Annotated in this window: 21 protein-coding genes and 4 pseudogenes; 16 read left to right on the plus strand and 9 right to left on the minus strand. The window is 70.4% G+C overall.

Annotation, left to right across the window (positions count from 1 at the left end):
* Positions 1 to 14: 14 nt before the first annotated feature.
* The gene (locus CRYAR_RS02425; RefSeq protein ID WP_035848125.1) at positions 15 to 1,103 is read left to right on the plus strand and encodes an ABC transporter ATP-binding protein; all 1,089 of its coding nucleotides are present in this window, start codon (positions 15 to 17) and stop codon (positions 1,101 to 1,103) included.
* A gap of 53 nt (positions 1,104 to 1,156) precedes the next feature.
* Positions 1,157 to 1,624 (plus strand): VanZ family protein, encoded by a 468-nt coding sequence (locus CRYAR_RS02430; protein WP_035848128.1) that lies wholly within the window; start codon positions 1,157 to 1,159, stop codon positions 1,622 to 1,624.
* On the opposite strand, the gene rlmB is transcribed toward CRYAR_RS02430, so the two are convergent.
* Together rlmB and cysS are read right to left on the minus strand one after the other, a co-directional pair.
* The gene (gene rlmB, locus CRYAR_RS02435) at positions 1,556 to 2,524 is read right to left on the minus strand and encodes a 23S rRNA (guanosine(2251)-2'-O)-methyltransferase RlmB (RefSeq protein ID WP_035848130.1); all 969 of its coding nucleotides are present in this window, start codon (positions 2,522 to 2,524) and stop codon (positions 1,556 to 1,558) included. The genes CRYAR_RS02430 and rlmB overlap by 69 nt on opposite strands.
* Before the next feature lie 15 nt (positions 2,525 to 2,539).
* A complete protein-coding gene (gene cysS, locus CRYAR_RS02440; RefSeq protein WP_035848133.1) occupies positions 2,540 to 3,925 on the minus strand; it encodes a cysteine--tRNA ligase in 1,386 nt (461 codons plus the stop codon).
* Positions 3,926 to 4,017: 92 nt separating this feature from the next.
* On the opposite strand from cysS, the gene CRYAR_RS02445 reads away from it, so the two are divergent.
* The 3 genes and pseudogenes from CRYAR_RS02445 to CRYAR_RS02455 form a co-directional block, all read left to right on the plus strand.
* A complete protein-coding gene (locus CRYAR_RS02445) occupies positions 4,018 to 4,527 on the plus strand; it encodes a SigE family RNA polymerase sigma factor (RefSeq protein ID WP_035848136.1) in 510 nt (169 codons plus the stop codon).
* The gene (locus tag CRYAR_RS48425; RefSeq protein ID WP_035848140.1) at positions 4,524 to 5,576 is read left to right on the plus strand and encodes a hypothetical protein; all 1,053 of its coding nucleotides are present in this window, start codon (positions 4,524 to 4,526) and stop codon (positions 5,574 to 5,576) included. Before CRYAR_RS02445 ends, CRYAR_RS48425 begins: the two co-directional genes overlap by 4 nt.
* Positions 5,577 to 5,802: 226 nt before the next feature.
* Positions 5,803 to 6,303 (plus strand): annotated as a pseudogene (locus CRYAR_RS02455) (type I restriction enzyme HsdR N-terminal domain-containing protein); the annotation flags it as partial.
* Between the two features lie 266 nt (positions 6,304 to 6,569).
* On the opposite strand, the pseudogene CRYAR_RS50575 reads toward CRYAR_RS02455, so the two are convergent.
* A pseudogene (locus CRYAR_RS50575) lies at positions 6,570 to 6,695 on the minus strand (Uma2 family endonuclease); the annotation flags it as partial.
* Positions 6,696 to 7,154: 459 nt separating this feature from the next.
* Here CRYAR_RS50575 and CRYAR_RS02460 point away from each other — a divergent pair.
* The 4 genes from CRYAR_RS02460 to CRYAR_RS02475 all read left to right on the plus strand — a co-directional run bounded on the left by CRYAR_RS02460 (position 7,155) and on the right by CRYAR_RS02475 (position 9,696).
* A complete protein-coding gene (locus CRYAR_RS02460) occupies positions 7,155 to 7,373 on the plus strand; it encodes a hypothetical protein (RefSeq protein ID WP_035848143.1) in 219 nt (72 codons plus the stop codon).
* A gap of 83 nt (positions 7,374 to 7,456) precedes the next feature.
* Positions 7,457 to 7,843, plus strand: a complete 387-nt coding sequence (locus tag CRYAR_RS02465; protein ID WP_063725647.1) for a nuclear transport factor 2 family protein — start codon at positions 7,457 to 7,459, stop codon at positions 7,841 to 7,843.
* 125 nt (positions 7,844 to 7,968) lie between these two features.
* Positions 7,969 to 8,793: a helix-turn-helix domain-containing protein gene (locus CRYAR_RS02470; RefSeq protein WP_035848145.1), complete on the plus strand. Its 825-nt coding sequence runs from the start codon at positions 7,969 to 7,971 to the stop codon at positions 8,791 to 8,793.
* A gap of 78 nt (positions 8,794 to 8,871) precedes the next feature.
* Positions 8,872 to 9,696 carry a CPBP family glutamic-type intramembrane protease gene (locus CRYAR_RS02475; protein WP_035848148.1) on the plus strand — a complete coding sequence of 275 codons (825 nt, stop codon included), beginning with the start codon at positions 8,872 to 8,874 and terminating at the stop codon, positions 9,694 to 9,696.
* Here CRYAR_RS02475 and CRYAR_RS02480 read toward each other — a convergent pair.
* Positions 9,673 to 9,966 (minus strand): annotated as a pseudogene (locus CRYAR_RS02480) (MarR family transcriptional regulator); the annotation flags it as partial. The gene CRYAR_RS02475 and the pseudogene CRYAR_RS02480 overlap by 24 nt on opposite strands.
* A gap of 2 nt (positions 9,967 to 9,968) precedes the next feature.
* Between CRYAR_RS02480 and CRYAR_RS51195 the strand changes: the two are divergent.
* Both CRYAR_RS51195 and CRYAR_RS02490 read left to right on the plus strand, forming a co-directional pair.
* Positions 9,969 to 10,635 (plus strand): annotated as a pseudogene (locus CRYAR_RS51195) (quinone oxidoreductase family protein); the annotation flags it as partial.
* Between the two features lie 161 nt (positions 10,636 to 10,796).
* Positions 10,797 to 11,003, plus strand: coding sequence for a hypothetical protein (locus CRYAR_RS02490; RefSeq protein ID WP_157017270.1), 207 nt, complete (start codon positions 10,797 to 10,799; stop codon positions 11,001 to 11,003).
* A gap of 244 nt (positions 11,004 to 11,247) precedes the next feature.
* Here the strand turns inward: CRYAR_RS02490 and CRYAR_RS02495 are convergent, their stop codons facing one another.
* Positions 11,248 to 12,417 carry a chitinase gene (locus CRYAR_RS02495; RefSeq protein WP_157017272.1) on the minus strand — a complete coding sequence of 390 codons (1,170 nt, stop codon included), beginning with the start codon at positions 12,415 to 12,417 and terminating at the stop codon, positions 11,248 to 11,250.
* Between the two features lie 84 nt (positions 12,418 to 12,501).
* Between CRYAR_RS02495 and CRYAR_RS02500 the strand changes: the two genes are divergently transcribed.
* From CRYAR_RS02500 to CRYAR_RS02520, 5 genes are all read left to right on the plus strand, one after another.
* Entirely contained in the window at positions 12,502 to 13,002 is a 501-nt protein-coding gene (locus CRYAR_RS02500; protein WP_035848156.1) for a GNAT family N-acetyltransferase, read from the plus strand.
* 71 nt (positions 13,003 to 13,073) lie between these two features.
* Positions 13,074 to 13,958, plus strand: coding sequence for an alpha/beta fold hydrolase (locus tag CRYAR_RS42555; protein WP_051569634.1), 885 nt, complete (start codon positions 13,074 to 13,076; stop codon positions 13,956 to 13,958).
* A 10-nt stretch (positions 13,959 to 13,968) separates the two neighbouring features.
* Complete coding sequence (locus CRYAR_RS02510) at positions 13,969 to 14,397, plus strand: hypothetical protein (RefSeq protein WP_035848159.1); 429 nt, start codon at positions 13,969 to 13,971, stop codon at positions 14,395 to 14,397.
* Positions 14,398 to 14,483: 86 nt separating this feature from the next.
* Complete coding sequence (locus CRYAR_RS02515; RefSeq protein ID WP_084699965.1) at positions 14,484 to 15,614, plus strand: MBL fold metallo-hydrolase; 1,131 nt, start codon at positions 14,484 to 14,486, stop codon at positions 15,612 to 15,614.
* A gap of 280 nt (positions 15,615 to 15,894) precedes the next feature.
* Entirely contained in the window at positions 15,895 to 16,368 is a 474-nt protein-coding gene (locus CRYAR_RS02520; RefSeq protein WP_157017274.1) for a hypothetical protein, read from the plus strand.
* Positions 16,369 to 16,370: 2 nt separating this feature from the next.
* Here CRYAR_RS02520 and CRYAR_RS02525 read toward each other — a convergent pair whose 3' ends face one another.
* The 4 genes from CRYAR_RS02525 to CRYAR_RS02540 all read right to left on the minus strand — a co-directional run bounded on the left by CRYAR_RS02525 (position 16,371) and on the right by CRYAR_RS02540 (position 20,493).
* Positions 16,371 to 16,832 (minus strand): pyridoxamine 5'-phosphate oxidase family protein, encoded by a 462-nt coding sequence (locus CRYAR_RS02525; RefSeq protein WP_035848167.1) that lies wholly within the window; start codon positions 16,830 to 16,832, stop codon positions 16,371 to 16,373.
* Between the two features lie 12 nt (positions 16,833 to 16,844).
* Positions 16,845 to 18,887, minus strand: a complete 2,043-nt coding sequence (locus CRYAR_RS42560; RefSeq protein ID WP_051569635.1) for a GGDEF domain-containing protein — start codon at positions 18,885 to 18,887, stop codon at positions 16,845 to 16,847.
* A 107-nt stretch (positions 18,888 to 18,994) separates the two neighbouring features.
* Entirely contained in the window at positions 18,995 to 19,975 is a 981-nt protein-coding gene (locus CRYAR_RS02535) for a S66 family peptidase (protein WP_035848169.1), read from the minus strand.
* Positions 19,972 to 20,493, minus strand: a complete 522-nt coding sequence (locus CRYAR_RS02540; RefSeq protein WP_035848172.1) for a YbaK/EbsC family protein — start codon at positions 20,491 to 20,493, stop codon at positions 19,972 to 19,974. Before CRYAR_RS02540 ends, CRYAR_RS02535 begins: the two co-directional genes overlap by 4 nt.
* Positions 20,494 to 20,512: the final 19 nt, after the last annotated feature.

The following is a 20,512-nucleotide window of genomic DNA, read 5'->3' on the forward strand; positions in this document are numbered from 1 at the left end:
AGGACTGCATCACCATGGCAACTGTCACGTACCAGGGCGCGAGCCGGATCTACCCCGGTTCCACGAAGCCCGCCGTCGACAAGCTGAACCTCGAGATCCAGGACGGCGAATTCCTGGTCCTGGTCGGCCCCTCCGGTTGCGGGAAGTCGACTTCTCTCCGGATGCTCGCCGGTCTCGAAGACGTCAATGAGGGCGCGATCCTCATCAACGACAAGGACGTCTCGCACCTCCCGCCGAAGGCCCGCGACATCGCGATGGTCTTCCAGAACTACGCGCTCTACCCGCACATGACCGTCGCGGAGAACATGGGCTTCGCGCTGAAGCTCAAGAAGACGCCGAAGGCCGAGATCGCCGAGAAGGTGCGCGACGCCGCGAAGCTGCTCGACCTCGAGGAGTACCTCGACCGGAAGCCGAAGGCGCTCTCCGGTGGTCAGCGCCAGCGTGTCGCGATGGGCCGGGCGATCGTCCGCCAGCCCCAGGTCTTCCTCATGGACGAGCCGCTGTCGAACCTCGACGCCAAGCTCCGTGTGCAGACCCGTTCGCAGATCGCCGCGCTGCAGAAGCGCCTCGAGATCACCACGGTCTACGTCACCCACGACCAGGTCGAGGCCATGACCATGGGCCACCGCGTCGCGGTGCTCAAGGACGGCCTGCTCCAGCAGTGCGACACCCCCCGCGCGCTCTACGACCGCCCGGGCAACGCGTTCGTCGCGGGCTTCATCGGCTCCCCGGCCATGAACCTCAAGACGGTCCCGCTGACCGACGGTGGCGCGCAGCTCGGCCCGATCGTCGTCCCGCTCACCCGTGAGCAGGTCGCGGCGGCCGGCGAGGGTGGCAGCAAGAACGTCACGATCGGCTTCCGGCCCGAGGCGATCGAGGTCGTCTCCGACGGCACCGGCCTCCCGCTGGTCGTGGACCTGGTCGAGGAGCTCGGCTCCGACGCCTACGTCTACGGCCACTCCGAGATCGGTGGCGACGACACGCGGATCGTCACGCGTACCGACGGTCGCAAGGTTCCGACCCTGGCCGACACCGTGCACCTGCAGATCAACAAGGACGACGTGCACGTCTTCCACGCCGGGACCGGCGCGCGCATCGACTGACGTCGATAAAAGCTGAGAAAGCCTGCACCGACGTGGTCGGTGCAGGCTTTTTCGTGGACGACGTGCTGCGCATCGCGCCGCTCGTGGTGATCGCGCTCGGCGCCGTGACCGTCAGCATCGTGACGAAGCGCGGACTCGCCGAGGTCGGCCTGGTGGCCACGCTGGCGACGATCCTGGTCATCACGCTCGCCCCGGCCCCCGCGGTCTTCGCGAACGACACGAACCACTGCATCAACGGGGGTTGGCAGCCGACCTGGATCCCGTGGCCGATCAACGGGCGCAGCCTCAACGTCTGGATGTTCGTGCCGCTCGGGGCGTTCGCCGCGCTCACCAGGCACCGCTGGCTGGTGCTGCTCCCGGTCGCGATCGAAGCGGCTCAGCGATTGTTACCGCTGAGCCGCTTCTGCGACTCCCGTGACGTCGCGGACAACGTCTACGGCTTCCTGCTCGGCCTAGCCCTGGCGACGCTGGCGCGCTACCTCGGCGAGCAGCACGGCCGCCGCCACCGACGCGTTGAGTGACTCGGTGTCGTTCGTCATCGGGATGGAGACGAGCTGGTCACAGGCCTCACCGACGAGACGGGAGAGGCCGCGCCCCTCGGAACCGACAACGATGACCACCGGATCGGCGCCCACTTCGAGCGAGTCGGTGGAGACGTCGCCGTCGGCGTCCAGACCCAGCACGCTGAAGCCCTGATCCTGCAGCGACCGCAGCGTCCGGGTGAGGTTGGTGACGCGAGCGACCGGCAGACGAGCCGCCGCGCCGGCGGACGTACGCCAGGCCGTTGCGGTCATCCCGGCCGCGCGCCGCTCCGGAAGAACAACGGCGTGGGCGCCGAACGCAGCCGCCGAGCGCACGACCGCACCCAGGTTGCGCGGGTCGGTGACGCCGTCCAGAGCGACGACGAGCGGCGCGCCCTCCACGGCGGCCAGCACGTCGGGCAGGTCCGCGTACGCGTACGGCGGCACCTTCAGCCCGATGCCCTGGTGCAGCACCCCACCGGTCATCCGGTCGAGCTCGGCCCGGCTGACCTCGAGGATCGACAACCCACGGTCACCCGCGGTCTGCACCGCCTCGTTGATGCGCTCGTCGATGTCGACGCCGAGCGCCAGGAACAGCGCGCTCGCCGGGATCTCCGCGCGCAGCGCCTCGACCACCGGGTTGCGGCCGACCAGCAGCTCAGCGCCCTCCCGGGTGCCCTGGCCGCGCCGCCCGGGGGTGGCCCTGGGCTTGTCGGGGCCGGAGGTGCGCCGGGCCGCCGCGGCGGCCGACCGGTTCGCTTTGTGTTTGTACCGGTCGGCGGCTTTCGGCGTCGGACCCTTGCCTTCGAGTGCTTTGCGCCGCTGGCCACCCGAGCCGACGACCGCGCCTTTCTTGGTTCCCGTCTTACGACGGTTCGGGCGCTGGCTGTTGCCGGGCATGCGGGGCTCTTTCGATCAAAGGGTCCAGCGTGGACCCGCTGGAGTGTCTTCCACCACGATACCGGCCTCTTTGAGCTGGTCCCGGATGCCGTCGGAGGCCCCGTAGTCCTTCCGGGCCCGAGCCGCCTGCCGCTGCTCCAACGCGACCTTCACCAGCGAATCCACGACGTTGCGCAGATCGTCGGCCGAGCCCGCCTCGGAGGCCGCCCACTCGGTGGACAGCGGATCGAGCCCGAACACCTCGAGGCCACCGCGCACCTCCGCGAGCGCCGAGCGGATGCCCGCCTCGTCGCCGGCGGCCAGAGCCGCGTTCCCCACCCGCACCGCCTCGTGCACGGACGCGATGCCGGCGGGCGTGCCGAGGTCGTCGTCCAGAGCGGCCGTGAAAGCAGCACCGGGAACGCCGTCGACCGGGCCGACCCGCTCGACTGCTCGTTCCACGAAGTTCTCGATCCGCCGGAACCCGACGGCCGCCTCGAGCAGCGCTTCCTCGCTGTAGTCGATCGTCGAACGGTAGTGCGGCGTCGCGATGTAGTAGCGGAACTCGATCGCGCGGACCAGGCCGAGCACCTTCGGCAGGTCGATGACGTTGCCGAGCGACTTGCTCATCTTCTCGGGGCCGAGGTTCAGCAGGGCGTGGTGCACCCAGTAGTTCGCGAACCCGAACCCGGCCGCCTTCGACTGTGCGATCTCGTTCTCGTGGTGCGGGAACACCAGGTCGAGCCCGCCGCCGTGGATGTCGAACGCCCGGCCGAGATACCGGCCGGCCATCGCCGAGCACTCCAGGTGCCAGCCGGGACGACCGGGGCCCCAGGGCGTCGGCCAGGAAGCAGTGGTGGGCTCTTCGGGCTTTCGGCCCTTCCACAGCGCGAAGTCGCGGGGATCGCGCTTGCAGTGGTCGTCGGCGCCGTCGCCCTGCATGTGGTCGAGCCGCTGCCCGGAGAGCGCGCCGTACTCCGCGTACGACTGCACGTCGAAGTAGACGTCGCCCTCGGCGTCGTAGGCGTGGCCGCGCTCGATGAGCCGTTTCATCAGCTCGACCATCTCGGGCACGTGCCCGGTGGCCCGCGGGGCGATCGTCGGCGGGAGGCAGCCCAGCGCGGCGTACGCGTCGGCGAACGCACGTTCGTTCTGGTACGCCAGCGCCCACCACTCGACGTCCTCGGCTTTGGCCAGGATCTTGTCGTCGATGTCGGTGACGTTCTGTACGAACGTCACCTCGTAGCCCGAGCGCGTCAGCCAGCGCCGCAGCACGTCGTAGTTGACGGCAGAGCGCAGGTGCCCGATGTGGGGCGCGGACTGCACCGTCGGCCCGCACAGGTAGATCCCGCAGCGCCCCGGAGTGATCGGAACGAACTCGCGGATCGACCGGCTGGCGGTGTCATGGAGACGGAGAGTCACGCCGCGCGATTCTACGCGGCCCCGGACCGGTACCTGACAACTTATTCACGCATTGCCGCAACGTGAGCATCGTCGGGGTGCCTCATAGGGGTATGGAGGACGAGGAGTACCACGAATACGTGCGGTCCGCGCTGCCGGTGCTGCGCCGACTGGCGTACGTCCTCTGCCAGGACGGGCACCGCGCGGACGACCTCGTGCAGAACGCGTTGGTCAAGCTCTACCTGGCCTGGGACAAGGCACGCCGGGCCGAGAACCGGAACGCTTACGCGCGGACGGTCCTGGTGCGGGTGTTCCTGAGCGAGCGTCGCGCGAACTGGGCCCGCCGGGTGGTGCTCGTCGACCGGTTACCGGAACAGGCCTCGGTTCCCGGCCCCGACCCGGCCGCCACGCTGGCCCTGCGGGCCGCGCTGGCGACCCTGCCCCCGAAACAACGCGCCGCGTTGGTCCTCCGCTACTACGCAGATCTTTCGGTGGACGAGACCGCTGAAGCACTCGGGTGCCCGGCGAACACGGTCAAGAGCCACACCGCACGGGGCATCGCGGCGTTACGTCGCGTCCTGCCAGAAGAGGTCGCTGCGACCCAGGATTGGAGCGGACGATGAACGAGGCGACGCTCCGGGAATTGCTGCACGACGTGGCTACGGAGGTGCCGATGCACACCGCTGCGGATTCCTACGTCGCGGCGTCGATCGCGCAGCGACAGCGTCTGATGCGGCACCGGCTGATCCTGGTCGGCGCGGCGGCGCTGGTCGCCATCGTGACGCTGGGCAGCGTCGCGATGGCGTTCGTGACCGATAGCAGCAGCGTCCCCCCGGCCACTCCGGTACCGGTCTCACCCACCCCCACCGTGGTCGCTCCGAGCGCGTTCGACCCGGCGCAGCTGCAGGTCACGCCGGTCTGGCTCCCGGCCGGGCTGGACCACTGGCGGGTGGAGCAGGAGCCCAAGGGCGCGCGGTACACGGCGACGACGGGCGGAGGTTTCCAGGACAGCGCACAGCGGGTCATCGTCTACGTGGCCCCCCGCAACACCGGCGTGCCCGACCTCGAGCCCGAGAACAAACCGATGCGGCGGACGACGGGCCCCGGCCCGACGATCAACGGCTCCGAGACGACGTGGATCCCGCGCGAGACCAGCAAGGGCGTCCGCACCTGGGCCGGCGAACTGCGGTTCCGCTGGGCGTCCGGGGCACAGGCGTCGGTCGACGTCCGGGACATGGCGAACGCGAAGGAACTGGCCGTCCGGATCGCCGAGTCGTTGCGGGTGACGGTCGACCGACCCACGCCGCTCCCGTTCACGTCGATCAAGCCCAAAGTGCCGCTGACCAGGCTGGACATCAGGTCCGGCGGGGGTACCTCATCGATCCGGGCGATGTATCTGGCCCGGGCCGGCGTGGGGCCGGGAGTGGAGTTCCAGTTGAACATGGGTGGCTCGGCCCAGCCGACGACGCAGATCGGGCCGTACGCGGTCTCAAAAACCGCAGTTTCCAGCGGCGAGTACCACTATTACTTCACGGCGGACACGAACACGAAGGTCATGGCGGTGAGCCGGCCGGAGCCGGGGCGTACTCAGGCGGGCCTGGAGTTCGCCGAGCGGGCGATCGCGAGCTTCGAGATGACCGGGGACATCCGGGAGCCCTCGAGTTGGAAGTAGCGGTGCGACGAGCCTGGACGACGTCGCCCGGCCACCAGCGCCGGGCCGACGTCGTCCGGTGGGGCCACGACCTCAGCCGTCGCGGCGCTGCGGATGGGCCGGCCCCGCGTGGGTAGCGCCAGCCAACGGTCAGATCGTGGTTGAAGCGGCAGGGCCACGCGCCTCCTGCTTGCGCCGAGGCCTGTTGCGATGCGACCGGACAGCAAAAGCCACGCCATCAGGTCCGACGCCCACCGCCTCCGGCTGCCGCTTCGTGATGCCGTTCATCTCGACGATCCTCGGCTACGACGTGTTCGACCCGCTCGAAGTGGTACCCGAGTTCACGGCCGACGTCGGCACGAAGCGCGGCGAGAAGGTCGACTACGCGATCATGCGTGACGGTGAGGTGCAGATTCTCGTCGAGTGCAAGAAGTCGACCGGTCCGCTGCGCGTCGAGAACGTCTCTCAGTTGTTCCGGTACTTCTCGGTTACGAACGCGCGCATCGCCGTACTGACCAACGGACAGGTGAACGACCGGCTGAAGACGGCACTCAGCGCGTCCTACGCGGCTCCGGCCGGGACGGCAGCGCCGGCCGACGCCATCACGAGCCAGCCGGTGGCTGAGCGTGACATCGATCGGGACACCGAGATCACGACCACGCTCGAAGAACTCGAGGGCTACCAGATCGTCAAGGCGATCGCGTGCAGCGAAGTCAAGCCCGACCGGGCAGTTATCTGGGATAGCCGCGGCTGCTGAAGAACGGACTGCAACGACCTGTGCCGGACGACGAAAGGATGCGTCGCACCGCACGTGTAGTCGGATGGTTAGGGATTCGATTCCCCTCACCAGCCCTTGTCTGACTAGGCAGTTCGTGTTGCCGGGAGCTGGCCGGTTGGCGGAGTGGCCGACGTGCAGTCAGAGCCGCCCGAGGTCGAGGTCGATCGTGAGAGGCGCGGTCGTCTTGATGACCCCGGTGTGGAGGTCGCTCTCGCGGTATCGGTTGCTGGCCGGGTCTTGGACGCGCCGGGACTCACAACAACCATCCCGTCGAGTATCTCGATGCCCGCACACTGCTCCTCGGTCCAGGTCGCGTACTGCTCAGCGGTGACCTGGTCGTGCATCCAGGCCGGCGCCACCATCCCAGTCATGCGGCACCTCCTATCGGCATGGATCGGCGGAGCTGTCGCCAGTCAGCGTAACGTCCGCGGTGGCCGTGGTGCGGTCACGAACCATGTCACCCGGATGTCACGACGACCGCACGATCGGCGCGGACGCTTACGGACGTCAAACTGCCGCTGACCGGCGCCGGAGCAGATGATGGCGGGCAACCCGGACGGCGGAAGGCGCGTCGCACCGCACCTGTACTCGGCGGTCAGGGGTTCAAGCCCTCTCACCAGCACTCATCTGACCGGGTAGCTCGTTTACCCGCGAGCGCACATCACGCCGTCGATCTGTCTGGCTGGCATCGCCCACCGTCTCGGACGGGGTGCTCGGGCGTTCCTGACTTCGGCCGGGCGCAGTCGGTACGGTCTGCTCATGAGTGCTCCGACCGTCCGGATTCGGGCGACGGGTCATGTGAGCTGCTCACGACGGACCCGTTGACTCTCGACGACGTCAGCGTGCGGTGGGGGAGCGGCGCCGATCTGGCCGGCGCCTCGGAGGATGCCCGGCTGCGGGACGCGATCGAGCGGGCGGCTCGCCAGGAACCCGCCGTCCGGGCTGCGATGCGCATGGTCCGGATGGGATCCGGAGTTGCCTCGAACGTGAAGCAGCGTTTCGCGAAATACGGAGCGCGGGATCAGTCCGGCAACTCGTAGTGCGCTGCTCCGTTCCTGCTCGCTCTGAAGGTGGTACATCTTGGCCCTCATGGATCAGGCCGACCGCGTCTAGCGTCGACTGTATGAGTAACGCCGTAGTGGAGCGCCTGATCGGCGCCCTGAACAGCCAGGATCTCGACGCCATCGCGTCCTGTTTCGGGCCGGATTTCCGTGGGGAGTGGCCGGCTCATCCGGGGCGGGACGTGCACGGGCCGGAGCAGGTGCGCCGGAACTGGGAGATGATTTTCACGACCTCGCCGGACATCACGATCGCGATGACCAACGCGGTCGAGGTCGGCGACGAGGTGTGGGGCGAGTGGCACTACACGCGGGCGGCGGGACAGGATCTGCGCGGCGTCATCATCATCACGGTGGGTGACGATCTGGTTCAGCGGTCGCGGTTCTACATGGAGCCCGTCGACGCCCCGAGCGCGTCCACCCCGGGCGGGCCGCGTCTCGCCCGCGACTGAGGCCGCGTCTAGCCCGCGACCGACGTCGCGTCTAGCCCGCGACTGACGTCGCGACTTGCCCGCGACTGACGTCGCGTCTCGCCCGCACCTGAGGAGCGGCTGACAACCGCTGACAGAATGGACCCGTGCGGCGGGACGACGATTTCGGGACCGCGCTGCGGACCCTGCGGCAGCGGATCACACCAGCGGAAGCCGGGGTGCCGGCGTCGTTACCCGCCGTCCGGCGCGTGCCCGGTCTGCGCCGGGACGAACTCGCCGGCATCGCGGGCGTCTCCGAGGAGCACGTGAAGCGCCTCGAGCAGGGGCGCCGCAAGCCGTCACCGGGCGTGATCGACGCGCTCGCCCGGGCGCTCCGGCTCAGCTCGGGTGAGCACGCCCGGCTGCGTGCGCTGGCCGGGTTCGCGGCGTCGCCCGAGCCGGACGGGCTGGTTCCGCGTGAGGTGACCGGGACGGCGCGGCGGATGCTGGAGCGGCTGAGCGACGTCGCGGTCTGCGTCTGCGACGCGAGCTGGACGGTGCTGGCCGCGAACGACCTCTGGCACTCGGAGGTCTGCACGATCCCGGAGACGCCCGGGCGCGGTCGCAACGTGGTGTGGCGCGCGTTCACCGAGGTCGGGCCGTCGGTGTTCCGGGTGCCCGATGAACTGGACGGCTTCCGCGCCACGGTCGTGGCCGAGCTGCGCGAGACGGTTCGTCGCTACCCGGCCGACGTCGAACTGGCGTCGATGGTCGCCGATCTGCACGCGCGCAGCCCGGAGTTCGTCCAGCTCTGGAACGCGCCGCCGGTACCGGGCGGCCACGCCGATCAGCTGCGCGTGCCGAGCCCGACGCACGGCCACGTCGACCTCGACCTGGACGTCCTGACCCTCGACCCGGGGGACCTCCGCGTCGTCGTCTACACCCACGCTGTCCCCCGAGAGAGCTACAGCGAGGTGTCCACTCTGCGGTGACGTGCTGAAACTCGCGAATCCATAGCGTTCCTGACAAGCCGCGACACCCCCGGTCGCGGACCCCTTCAAGGAGCGGTCATGCGATTCGTCCTTCAGTTCGTAGTGGTCGTCGCGGTCGCGGCCGTCGGCGGTCAGGTGGCCACCGGAGTGCAGGGAAACCCCTGGGTCAGCCTCGTCGTAGGCCTGATCGCCGCAGCGGTCGCCGCCCTCGCTTACGGCTGGATCGTCCGCCGTACCGAGAAGCGTGAAGTCACCGAACTGGCGCGGAGCAAAGCGGCGGGCGGCCTGGCCCGTGGCACCGCGATCGGCCTCGCGATGTTCGCGGCCGTCATCGTCAACATCTGGTTCCTGGGTGACTTCCACGTCGACGGATACGGCTCGGTCAGTGGTGCGCTCGGCATCCTCGGCTTCATGGCCGCGGCCGCGACCACCGAGGAACTGATCTACCGCGGCCTGCTGTTCCGGTGGGTCGAGAAGGTGACGGGCACCTGGCTCGCGTTGCTGCTCAGCGGTGTGATCTTCGGTGCGTCGCACCTGTTCAACCCGGACGCCACCCTGTGGGGCGCCACCGCGATCGCGCTCGAGGCCGGCTTCATGCTCGGCGCGTGCTACGCCGCCACCCGCAGCCTGTGGGTCACGATCGGCCTGCACTTCGGCTGGAACTTCGGTCTCGGTGGCATCGCCAGCGCGACGGTCTCCGGCAACGGTGACTCGAAGGGGCTCCTCGACACCACCCTGTCCGGCTCGGACCTGGTCACCGGCGGTGCGTTCGGCCCCGAGGGCAGCCTCTACACGCTGACCGCCGGAGTGGTGCTCACGGTCGTCTTCCTGTGGCTCGCCGCCCGCCGCGGCACCATCGTCCCGATGCGCCGCAAGAGCTCACCGCGGGTCGCGGTCCAGTAGGCGGAACACGTCGAACTGGTCGATCAGCGGAGCCAGTTCCCGGCGGACCTCGACGTAGACCCGGTCGGCCAGCTCCGAGCCGGCCGGGGTCATGAAGACGTCCACCACCCGGCCGTCCTCGGGATTCTTCTCCCGGGCCAGCAGCCCTCGCTCGGCCCGGTCGACCAGCCCGGACAGCGTCGACTTGTCGAGCCCCAGGTACGCGGCCAGTTCGGTCATGCGGGCCCGGCGATCACGCAGGATGCCCAGCACCCGCAGCTGGGTGAGCGACCGCAGTCCTCACCGCTCCCGACGCCACGCCGGTCTACGGCGAACACCCCGAGCCGGCTGCCGTCGGTGGCGACGAGCTCGTCGTCGAAGTGCTCGCCGCCGGCCTGCACCACCTGACCCGGTCGCGTGCCACCGGGGCGCACTACAGCAGCAACAGCGCGTTCCCGCTGGTGCCCGGCATGGACGGCGTCGTCAGGGACCACGACCAAAAGCTTCGCTACGCGGTTCTGGACGAGACGAAGCTCGGCATGTTCGCCGACCGCACCGTGATCGACGCCCGCCGGAGCGCGGTGCTTCCGGACGGGGCGGACCCGGCACTGATCGCGTCGGCGATGAACCCGGCGATGTCGTCGTGGGTCGCCTTGCGTCGCCGGATCGATGCTCACCGCCCGAGCCGATCGGAGCGCGCCGCTGACCTGGATCCAGATCGGATCGATAGGCGGTGCGGACGCTCCGATTCCGTCCACGGCCCTACGTGCGGCCCGGCTGCAGATCGTCGGCAGCGGCATCGGGTCGGTGTCCGCCCGTGAGTTTCTCGCCGAGCTGCCGGAACTCGCCGCCGCCGTGGCGGACGGCGCGATCGACGTGCGGTACCGGGTGGAGCCGCTCGCGCGGATCGCCGAGTTCTGGAACGCGCCGGTCGCCGACCGCATCGTCTTTACGCCCTGATCGGTCCGTCATAAGGGGGTGGGATGGGAATTGCTAAATCCCGTCGTCCCACATCGCGTGTGGCGGCGACTGCGATGGGTAGTGGAATCGGAACAGTTCTGTCCGGGCGGAGCGCGTTCCCAGGGAGGGGAAAAACCATGGGCATGGTGTGGCACAGACCGTTGACGCCCGAAGACGTCGCCACCGCCTACCGGCTGCTCGACCAGCACGAGCCGCTCGAGCGTTACCGCGACGACCCGATGTGCGGGAACGCCGGACATTGGCAGGCCGCCCCCAACTGGCCCTGCAGCCGCGTCCGCTGGGCGGCCGAAGTGGTCGCCTCGTCGGAGCGGGGGGAAATACCCGACGACCTCCGAGCCCCGGCGTGAACGATCCGCCACCCGACCGCACACCGCCGGCGACGTGGTGGCGCTCGTCGCTCGGCAAATCGTCGCGCTGACCGTGGGGCGTCCGGGGTCGTCGACGAACTAGCGTCCCGGTGCGCGGACGTCAACGCTGACGTCGTCCGCAGCGGGCTGGAGCGGTTGCGGCGCGAGGGCACCGGGGCCGCGATGCTGCGCGAACTCGCGCTCTCCCGGTGACCGATCCCGCAGCCGACCACCCGGCCGCTCGTCAGTCGCCGGGTGCGGCCAGGAACGCCTTCGTGAACGCGAACGGGTCCGGGGCGTTGCCCGCGCACGCGTCGGACTCCGCGTCGGCCTCGACGCCGGTCGGACAGGGCCGGTCGCGGGTGATCGCCCACATCGAGAAGAACGCCGCGCCCTTCTCACGCGCGAACGCACCGACCTTGGCCGCGTCCTCGAGCGAGAACACCTCGGTGGCCGGTGAGTTCACCCCGATCAGGGGAGTCACCGCGATGCGCTTCCAGGCCTCGGCCTCGCTGAGCCCGAACACCTCCTGGAGCGTTCCGACGGCGTTCGTCATCGCCTGGGTGGCGTAGGTGCCCATCATGCCCTCGGGCTCCGGGGCCGCCCAGCGCCCGTAGTCCATCGCCATCACGTTCACCGCGTCGATCCGGGCGTTCGCCTTCGCGGCCGCGGTCAGGATGCGGATCGGGCTGGCGGTGAAGCCGCTCGGGTTGACCGGCAGCGTCAGCGAGACGTCGAGATTCTTGCCCGCGGCCGCGGCGTTCTTCTGCAGCACGGCGATCGCCTGCCCGCGCCGATCGTGCCCCGGGGTGTCCCCGAGTTCGTTCCCCTCGACGTCGAAATCGACCGCCGTGGCCGAGTACAGGTCGATGACGCGCTGGTACGCGTCGGCCAGAGCCGGAACGGAAGCGCAGACGGCGGCGAGCTCGTCCCCGGCCGCGCCACCGAACGAGATCCGGATGTCGCCGCCGGCGGCCCGGAAGTCCTCGACCCGCTGGATCATCTCCGCGTCGTCGATCGCGACGTCACCGTCCCAGCTGGGCGTGCAGCCGTCCTTGGCGACGACGAACCCGAGGATGTACCGGGAGATCCCGGCCTTCTCCACCGATCCGGCCAGGTCGTAGGGCGGGTAGTAACCCATGTCGACGTACGGCTCGAACGGTGTCTCCGGCACCGGCAGCGGTGCGCGGGGCTCGCTCGTTGCGGCCAGCGGCCTCGACGCGGTCACCGTGGTGTCGGCGGGGCGATGGGTCGCTCCGTACGCGGTGATCCCGCCGGCGGCCAGAACCAGTGCCGCTCCGAGCGCGGCGGTGATGCGGTACGGCAGGTCGCTCACCCGGCGGTGACGCCCGCCCCGGCCCGGCGGTAAATCGGCGTCGGAGCCCGGTGACCAGCCGAGATCCGATGGGTGCATGAGACAACATGTTACGCCGTGTAGCACAGCTGATTCCCATACGTTCAGGAACCTCTAATGTTTCGGCGCTGCAACGATGGGGCCGTGAACCATCGCGTGCGCCGGCTTCGTCCCGACGATTGGCGGGAATTCCGCCGACTCCGATTAGAGGCGCTGAAAGACTCGCCGCTGGCCTTCGTCGAGCAGTACGACGACGCGCTCGCGCTCCCGGACGACGCCTGGCAGGAGCGGGCCGCCGCCACCGACCGCGCGACGTTCGTCGCCGTCGACGCGGACGACCGGCTGGTCGGAATGGCCGGGATCTTCGGCGAGGAAGCGGCCTCGGCGATGCTCGTCGGCGTGTACGTCACCCCGGCGCAGCGGGGAGGGGGCGCCGCCGCGGCGGTGATCGGCGCCGCGGTCGAGTGGGCTCGCGCCGAACTGGCCGTCGACCAGGTACGACTCTTCGTGCTCGACGTCAACGAGCGGGCCAAGTCGTTCTACCGCCGCCTCGGTTTCGCGGAGACCGGCGGCACCATGCGGTACCCGCCCGACCCGAGTTATCTGGAGCTGGAGATGGCTGTCAGCGCTCTATCAGCGTCCTAACAGGTCGCATCCGCACACTGATCCTCGAGCCTCGGTACTCGCGGCCGGTCGGGCGAAGGGGAGCGCCAGTGATGAGCAGGGAATCCAGTAGCACCGTCCGGTCGGCCGACGGCACGGCGATCGGGGTGCTCAGCACCGGAGAGGGGCCCGGGCTCGTCGTCGTTCCGGGCAACAACCGTCGCGCCACCCACTACCGGGCGCTCGCCGACGAGCTCGCCGAGGACTACCGGGTGCACGTGATCGATCGGCGCGGGCGGGGTGACAGCGGTCCGCAGGGGCCGTTCTACAGCATCGAAGCCGAGGCGGCCGACGTCCACGCGGTGTTACGCGCGACCGGATCGGACCTGCTGTTCGGGCACGGCCACGGCGGCTTGGTGGCCCTGCACCTCGCGCTCTGGCGTCCGGTCGACGCGCTGATCGTGTACGAGCCGACGGTGAGCATCTCCGGTTCGTTCGACGCCGGCTGGGTGCCGGAGTTCCGTCGCCAGCTCGCCACCGGGCGGCACGGAGCGGCGATGGCGACGTTCCTCAAGGGCACGCGGATGGTGCCGCTGGGCAACGCACCGATGATCGTGTACCGGGCGCTGGCCGAACTGCTGCTCCACGGTGACGAGGGGGTCGAGACCAGGGCGATCATGGCGACGACACCGGCCGAGGTCGACGAGATCGCCCGGCTGGACTCCGACGGGCGGCGGTACGCGGCGATCCACTCGCCGACCCTGCTGCTCGGCGGCGGGCGTTCGGCCGACTATCTGACCACCGCACTCCACCGGCTGCACGAGCTGATGGCCGACTCGGAGTGCCGCGTCCGCCCGGAACTCGACCACTACGCCCCCGACTACTTCGCCCCGCGTGTCGTCGCCCAGGAGATCGCCGCGTTCATCACCAACCGCAACGCGGCCCGCGTCCAGCTGGGCATCAAAGGCGCGCTCGGGTCGCTGGTGGGCGAACACTAAGCTGCCGGGTATGCGGCAGCTCACGGTGGTGCTCGTCGTCGGGCTGCTACTGACGACCGGCTGTTCGGCTCTGCGGTCGGTGCCGTCCACCGAGACGCACATCGTCTCGTTCGAGCTCGAGACCGTGCGCCCGTCCACCTACGTCGACATGAAGGCCAGTTACTCGCTGGAGCCGCTGGCCGACAAGAAGAACACCGCGTTCGGTGCGTCGTGGAACAACGAGCTCACGTTCCACTACCCCGACGTGAACCGGCTGACGCTGCTCGGCGAGGTACGGGTCAAGGACAAGCCGTTGATCCCGCCGCCGAAGGCCGCGGTCGAACTGCGGTGCCGCATCAAGGTCGACGGCGTCCTGGTCGCGGAGAACACCGGGTTCACCGTGTCGTGCACCCACACGATGACCGCGGGCCGGCAGCAGCGCTCGACGAAGTCCTCGTGATGTGACCTGCGTCGCGATTCGGTATCACGGCACCCGGTGAGCTCTCTTGTTCGTTGTGCGACCGGTTAGCCCGAGGAGGAACCACCTTGTCATCGAATGAAGCGCCTCGCGGTGGGTCCGGTCCGTTATTCGCCGCGTTAGCCGTCACCGGCGTCGTGGCGTCGCTGGCCTGGGCCGCTCGGGACATTCCGTCCGCGCTCGGTGCGCGCCCGACCGGCGCCCGGCTGGAGCGGATACGGCAGTCGCCGCGGTTCCGGGACGGCGCGTTCCAGAACGAGCAACCGTCGCCCCTGGCGGCCGTCCCCGGCGGCCGCGGCATGATCGGCGAGATGCTGTTCGGACGTCAGCAGCGGCGCCCGCGCAAGCCGGTGCCGATCGTCACGCCGAGCGTCACCGAACCGGCGTCCACCGGGCTCCGCACCACCTGGCTCGGCCACGCCACCGTGCTGCTCGAGATCGAAGGCCGACGCGTCCTGTTCGACCCGGTCTGGAGCGAGCGGTGTTCGCCGTCGTCGCTGGCCGGGCCGCGCCGGCTGCACCCGGTGCCGCTGGACCTCGCTGCGCTGCCCGCCGTCGACGCCGTGGTGATCTCGCACGACCACTACGACCACCTCGACGAGACGAGCATCCGGACGCTGACCCGGCTGCAGGAGGCGCCGTTCCTGGTGCCGCTCGGCGTCGGTGCCCACCTCGAACGGTGGGGCGTGCCGGGCGACCGGATCGTCGAACTCGACTGGGACGAGACCGCCACGATCGCCGGGCTCGGCTTCACCGCCACCGCGGCGCGCCACTTCTCCGGCCGCCTCCGCTCCGACAACGCCACGCTCTGGGCCTCGTGGGTGGTGGCCGGCGTCGACCGCAAGGTCTTCTACACCGGCGACTCCGGGTACTTCGAGGGTTACGAGACGATCGGCGCCGCCCACGGCCCGTTCGACCTGACGCTGGTTCAGATCGGTGCCTACGCACCGTATTGGCCGGATATCCACATGACGCCCGAGGAGGGTGTCGCCGCCCACGTCGCGGTGAACGGTGGTCTGCTCGTCCCGGTGCACTGGGGGACCTTCAACCTGGCGCTGCACGACTGGTCCGAGCCGGTCGAGCGACTGCTCACCGAGGCCGAGGAGTGCGGCGTCCTGGTAGCGGTTCCGCGCCCCGGTGAAGCGGTCGACGTCGACGCGCCGCCGAAGCCCGACGGCTGGTGGCGTTCCGTCGCCTGACCACTGCTTTTCACGCTCTCCGAGCTCGCACCGCCCCCGCGCCTCCCCTCTCCGCGCGGGGGCGGTGTCGTGTCCGGGTGCGGACGCCGCCCCGGCCGCGACCCCCGGCCGGAGCGCGCAGGCGCCGCGCGCCGCCCACCGTTCGGTGGGCGTCCGACGAAGCGGCCAGGGTGACAGCTGACCGGATGGGGGAACCGGCGGGGCTGCGCCGCGTAACGCCACTACTTAGCGTAACTAGTTGAATCCGGACGGACCCGGATCGGGGGTAGGGGGAGGAATCATGTCGAAGGGGTTACATCGTGCGGGGCGGAGACGGAAGCGACCGGGATCGCGGCGCCTCGGGGGGCGCGCCGCGATCGTGGCCGGTGCGGTCGTGCTGGCCATGATCGTCATCGGTCTGCCGCTGGCCGCGGCTCCACGGACGGCGACCGGCAGCACCACCGACGGCGCCGCCGCGGACTGCGTCGTCGCCTCGGTGGGGGAGAACCTGGTGCGGATCATCTGCGGTATCACCGACCTGAGCCGCGACGGCGACTCGGTGTACATCGGGTGGCGGACGACGAGCGGTGGGGTCCGCTCGATCTACCACCGGGAGGGCGCCGGCCACACGATCTCGGTGACCGGCTACGCGCCGACGGCGGCCGGTGAGCCGCCGCACCGGGTGCTCTGGCGGGTCTGCCGGGACCGCCAGGCACCCTGGCGGGACACGTGCTCGGAGTGGCGCACGGTCTGGGCCACGCCCACCGCGGAATGACGTCAGGCCCGTTCGGTGCGCTGGACGGGCCGGCCGGGCCGCCAGAGCTCGACCACCAGTACGTTCCGCTCGTGATCGACGGACGTGAGGGTCGCGTCCAGGAGATCGACGCGGAACAGGTGGTACGGCTCCGGCGGCTTCCGCTCGGCGAGGTACGCCTTCTGATCGGCGACCTCGGACGCGACCCCGCTGACCTTGGCGTCGCCGCCGTCCATCGTCCCGTCGCCCGGGTTCGCGTGCAGCGCCAGCCGGCCGTCCCGCCGCAGGTCGAGCGCCTTGCGCGCCTCCCACATCGAGCCGAACGTCAGGTCGGGCCCGTAGAAGTCGACCTCGGTGCCGCTGACCCGCGGTGATCCGTCGGCGCGCAGCGTCGCGAGCACGTGGTGCTTGGTCGCCGTGAACCGCGCCTTGATCCTCTCCGCCAGGTCCGGTGCCTCGGCGGAGAACTGCTCCCAATTCGCCATGACGGCAGTCTGCTAGCGAACCTTGACAGTTTCCGGCAGGGTTTCGATCGCCGTCACGATGTCGGCCCGCACGGTCGCCACCAGCTCGTCGACGGCCGCGTCGTCGAAGCCGATCGTCCGGTCCTCGGCCCGGGAAGCCACCGGCACGCCCCGGCTGCGGTTCTCGGCCCAGTTCAGGCAGGCCGAGATGATCCGCGAGCTCGCCGGGTGGCAGCCGGGGGCGTCCAGCGCCTCGATCAGCGCGAGCATCTCGGGGTCGGTCGTGTCCGACGTCGGGTGCAGCGCGGTGCGGTCGGTGCGGGAGAGCACCGGGGAGCGCAGTGCCGCCACCCGGCCGGCCGCCACCACCAGGCGCAGCTGGAACTCGTCCAGGCCGACCCGGTCCGCGACCTGGGCGCACAGTTCCGCGACCACGCCGGCGCCGTCGAGACCGTCCGTCGGTCCGGCCGACCGGGAACCTTCGCTCGGGGCGGGCTCGGCCGGCGCCTCGGCGATCGTCGAGGCGCGGACCACGCGGTTCCGGCCGGTCGCCTTGGCGTGGTACATCGCGCGGTCGGCGTCACGCATCAGCGCCTCGTCGTCGACCAGGCCGCTGGCCGAAGCGACGCCGAGCGAACCGGTGACCGACACCAGGCCGGTCTCGGAGACCTCCACCGGCTGGGCGCAGAGCGCCGACCGCAGTCGCTCGGCCAGGATCGCCGCGCCGGTCTCGTCGGTGTCGGGCAGCAGCCAGACGAATTCCTCGCCGCCGAAGCGCGCCACGACGTCCCCTCCGCGGGTGACGGCCTGCAGCCGGGCCGCCGCCTGCATCAGCGTCAGGTCGCCGGCCTGGTGGCCTCGCTCGTCGTTGATCTTCTTGAAGTGGTCCAGATCGAGCACCACGAGAGCGAGCGGACGCCCGGTCCGGCGGGCCCGAGCCACCTCGGTGCGCATCGTGTCGTCGAAGAACCGGCGGTTGTGCAGGCCGGTGAGCGGGTCGGTGACCGCGAGCCGCTCCTGCTCACGCAGCGCGCCGGCGAGCTGGCGGGCCAGGTCGGTGCGGTCGCGGGTGACCAGGTACTGCCGCACCATCAGCCCGGCGACCACGACCAGTCCGACGACCAGCGCGGCGTAGTTCCCGCCGTGCCGGGCGAACTCCAGCGTCAGGCCGACCGAGGCGGCGGTGCCTGCGGCCAGCAGCGGGACGACGGTCAGGTCCCGGCCGACGGCGAGGCGGACGGCGTCGGGCTCCCGGTGCCGGGCGGCGACCAGGCCACCGATCGCCAGCAGCACCGCGGCGAGCTGGTAGCCGTTGTCGAGCCAGCTGCCGTCGTCGTAGGTCTGGTGGATGCGCCCGTACATGTACAGGCAGTCGGTGAGCGCGTAGACCAGGTAGGCCCAGCCGGCCAGGCGCACCGAGACCGGCAGCCGGCGGTGGCCGGAAAGGCCCAGCGTCAGCAGGCAGACCAGCACCAGGATGTCGGCGAGCGGGTACGCGGCGGTGACCACGAGCGAGACGCCGACGGTGTCGGTGAGCTGCGGCGCGGCCAGCAGACGCCAGCCGAGCGCGCCGAGGCCGACGAGCACCAGCGCGACGTCGAACAGCGCCCGGCCCCGGCGGGAGCGGTGACCCTGCCCGAACGCGACGAAGAATCCGGGGAGCACCGCGAGGAACTGGGCCAGGAAGATGGCGTCGGAGATCGACGGGTACGAGATGTCGGGGTAACCCAGCCAGATCGACTCACCGGCGAGCCAGAGCGCGAACGAGACCGCGAACGCGATCCACGCCCGCCCCGTGCGGCTCTCCTTGGCCCGGCGCCGGGCGGCGACGGCCGCGGTGACGACGGCCGCCGCGATCGGGACCAGGAACAGCGCGTTGGCGATCGTGCGCAGCGGCGAGTGCTCGTCGCGCGCCACCCAGTTGAACACCGCGTACGCGACGAGCCAGTACAGGCCACCGATGACCGCGAGACGGACGACGCGGTCCGCGCGGATCAGCCGCATCACGGCGGCGCCGGAGCTGGTGTCTACGGGGTCGTAGTTCAGCCCCTCGCGCTCCGCGGCGAACTTGTCCATCGCGACTCACCCATCCCCCGAACTCGGCGGGCTCCTGCCCGTTCGAGTTCTTCATCGGCGTGTCGCCGCGCCGGGCGAGTGTTGCCGGGGCGTCTCCTGGTTGCGCGTCAGTGGCGCGTGAGCACGATCTCCACCGCGCCGGGGTCGGCGGTCAGGTAGCAGGAGCCGCCGACCGGGAACGTGTAGAGGGGGTTGGTGTGGCCCACGTCGACGTTCGCGAGCACCGGCACGCCGGCCAGCTGCGGAGCGGTGGTGACGAGGTGCCGGAGCACGTCCCGCGTCATCCCGGTACGCCGCTGGAACCGCCCGACGACCAGGCCGCGCACCGCGATCCCGGTCTGCAGGAGCGACGTGAGGTGACGCGCGAAGTCGTGCACCGTCGATTCGAAGTCGTCCTCCACGACGACGATCGCCCCGTCGAGGTCGGGCCAGTACGGGGTGCCCTGCAGCAGGTTGATCGTGCCCAGGTTGCCACCGACGAGTGGGCCGTTCGCGGTGCCGGGCTGGAGCACCCACCAGCCCTCGTTGCGTTCGGGCGCCTCCCGTTCGGTCAGCCGGTACCACTCGTCGTCGGTCCAGACCTCGGCCGGAACCCACCCCACCGGAGCCTCGCCGAACACCGCGCTCCGGAACGCCTCGATCGTCGCCTCGTTGTGCTCGCGCATCCCGAACGTCGAGAAGTGCGGCCCCGAGTACGTGACGAGGTTCGCGCGCGCCAGGAGCGCGCACTGCAGGGCGGTGATGTCGGAGAACCCGCAGAGCACCTTCGGGTTCGCGCGGATCAGGTCGTAGTCCAGGTGCGGTAACAGCTGGTTGACGTGGTAGCCGCCGATCACCGTCAGGATCCCGGAGACGTCCGGGTCTGCGAACGCCTCGTGCAGGTCGGCGACGCGACCGGCGACGGGCCCGGTGCCGAGCGGCCCGGTCTCGTTCACGTGCTCGGAGAACGTGACCCGCACTCCGAACTCCGCCGTCAGCCGGTCGATCGCGGCGTCGCGGTTGGCGTCGGAGATGAGCTGGAGCGACGACGACGGCGCGATCACCCGGAGCTGGTCGCCGGCGGTCAGCTTGCGCGGGAGCGTGGTCATCGGCCGAGGTCCTCGAGGACGTCCGCGGTGGCGAGCGCGGCCAGCGTCGCGCCGGGCACCCGCAGCTTGGAGCCGCGCACGCCGCTGCCGATCACCAGGCTGCGGCCGGCGGCCACCGCCGCGTCGACGAGCACCGGCCAGTCGGACGGCAGGCCGAGCGGGGTCACCCCGCCGTAGGCCATCCCCGTGATGTCGACCACTTCGTCGAGCGGGGCGAAGGACACCTTGCGGACGTCGAGGTGCCTGCGGACGAGCCCGTTGATGTCGGCCCTGGTCGTGGCCAGGACAAGGCACGCGGCGTACTTCACGACACCGCCGCGCTTCCCGGCGACGACGACGCAGTTGGCCGACTCCTCCAGCGGCTCGCCGTACCGGGCGCAGAACGCCTCGGTGTCGGCGTCGGTGGGGTCGATCGCCGCCACCTGGACCTCGCTGAGGTGTTTCACGACGGCCGCCACCGGTGGGGCCAGGAGTTCGGGATGGTCGGCGGCGGGCAACCAGGTCAACGTTTCCGGCATGCTGCAACCCAACCACGAA

It is taken from the genome of Cryptosporangium arvum DSM 44712, from assembly GCF_000585375.1.
Classification (GTDB): domain Bacteria; phylum Actinomycetota; class Actinomycetes; order Mycobacteriales; family Cryptosporangiaceae; genus Cryptosporangium; species Cryptosporangium arvum.

Coding starts and splice junctions, on each gene's coding strand:
- CRYAR_RS02425 (WP_035848125.1), top strand. CDS start 15: ATGGCAACTGTCACGTACCAGGGCGCGAGCCGGATCTACCCCGGTTCC.
- rlmB (WP_035848130.1), bottom strand. CDS start 2,524: ATGCCCGGCAACAGCCAGCGCCCGAACCGTCGTAAGACGGGAACCAAG.
- CRYAR_RS02445 (WP_035848136.1), top strand. CDS start 4,018: ATGGAGGACGAGGAGTACCACGAATACGTGCGGTCCGCGCTGCCGGTG.
- CRYAR_RS48425 (WP_035848140.1), top strand. CDS start 4,524: ATGAACGAGGCGACGCTCCGGGAATTGCTGCACGACGTGGCTACGGAG.
- CRYAR_RS02465 (WP_063725647.1), top strand. CDS start 7,457: ATGAGTAACGCCGTAGTGGAGCGCCTGATCGGCGCCCTGAACAGCCAG.
- CRYAR_RS02475 (WP_035848148.1), top strand. CDS start 8,872: ATGCGATTCGTCCTTCAGTTCGTAGTGGTCGTCGCGGTCGCGGCCGTC.
- CRYAR_RS02495 (WP_157017272.1), bottom strand. CDS start 12,417: ATGCACCCATCGGATCTCGGCTGGTCACCGGGCTCCGACGCCGATTTA.
- CRYAR_RS42555 (WP_051569634.1), top strand. CDS start 13,074: ATGAGCAGGGAATCCAGTAGCACCGTCCGGTCGGCCGACGGCACGGCG.
- CRYAR_RS02510 (WP_035848159.1), top strand. CDS start 13,969: ATGCGGCAGCTCACGGTGGTGCTCGTCGTCGGGCTGCTACTGACGACC.
- CRYAR_RS02520 (WP_157017274.1), top strand. CDS start 15,895: ATGTCGAAGGGGTTACATCGTGCGGGGCGGAGACGGAAGCGACCGGGA.
- CRYAR_RS02525 (WP_035848167.1), bottom strand. CDS start 16,832: ATGGCGAATTGGGAGCAGTTCTCCGCCGAGGCACCGGACCTGGCGGAG.
- CRYAR_RS42560 (WP_051569635.1), bottom strand. CDS start 18,887: ATGGACAAGTTCGCCGCGGAGCGCGAGGGGCTGAACTACGACCCCGTA.
- CRYAR_RS02535 (WP_035848169.1), bottom strand. CDS start 19,975: ATGACCACGCTCCCGCGCAAGCTGACCGCCGGCGACCAGCTCCGGGTG.
- CRYAR_RS02540 (WP_035848172.1), bottom strand. CDS start 20,493: ATGCCGGAAACGTTGACCTGGTTGCCCGCCGCCGACCATCCCGAACTC.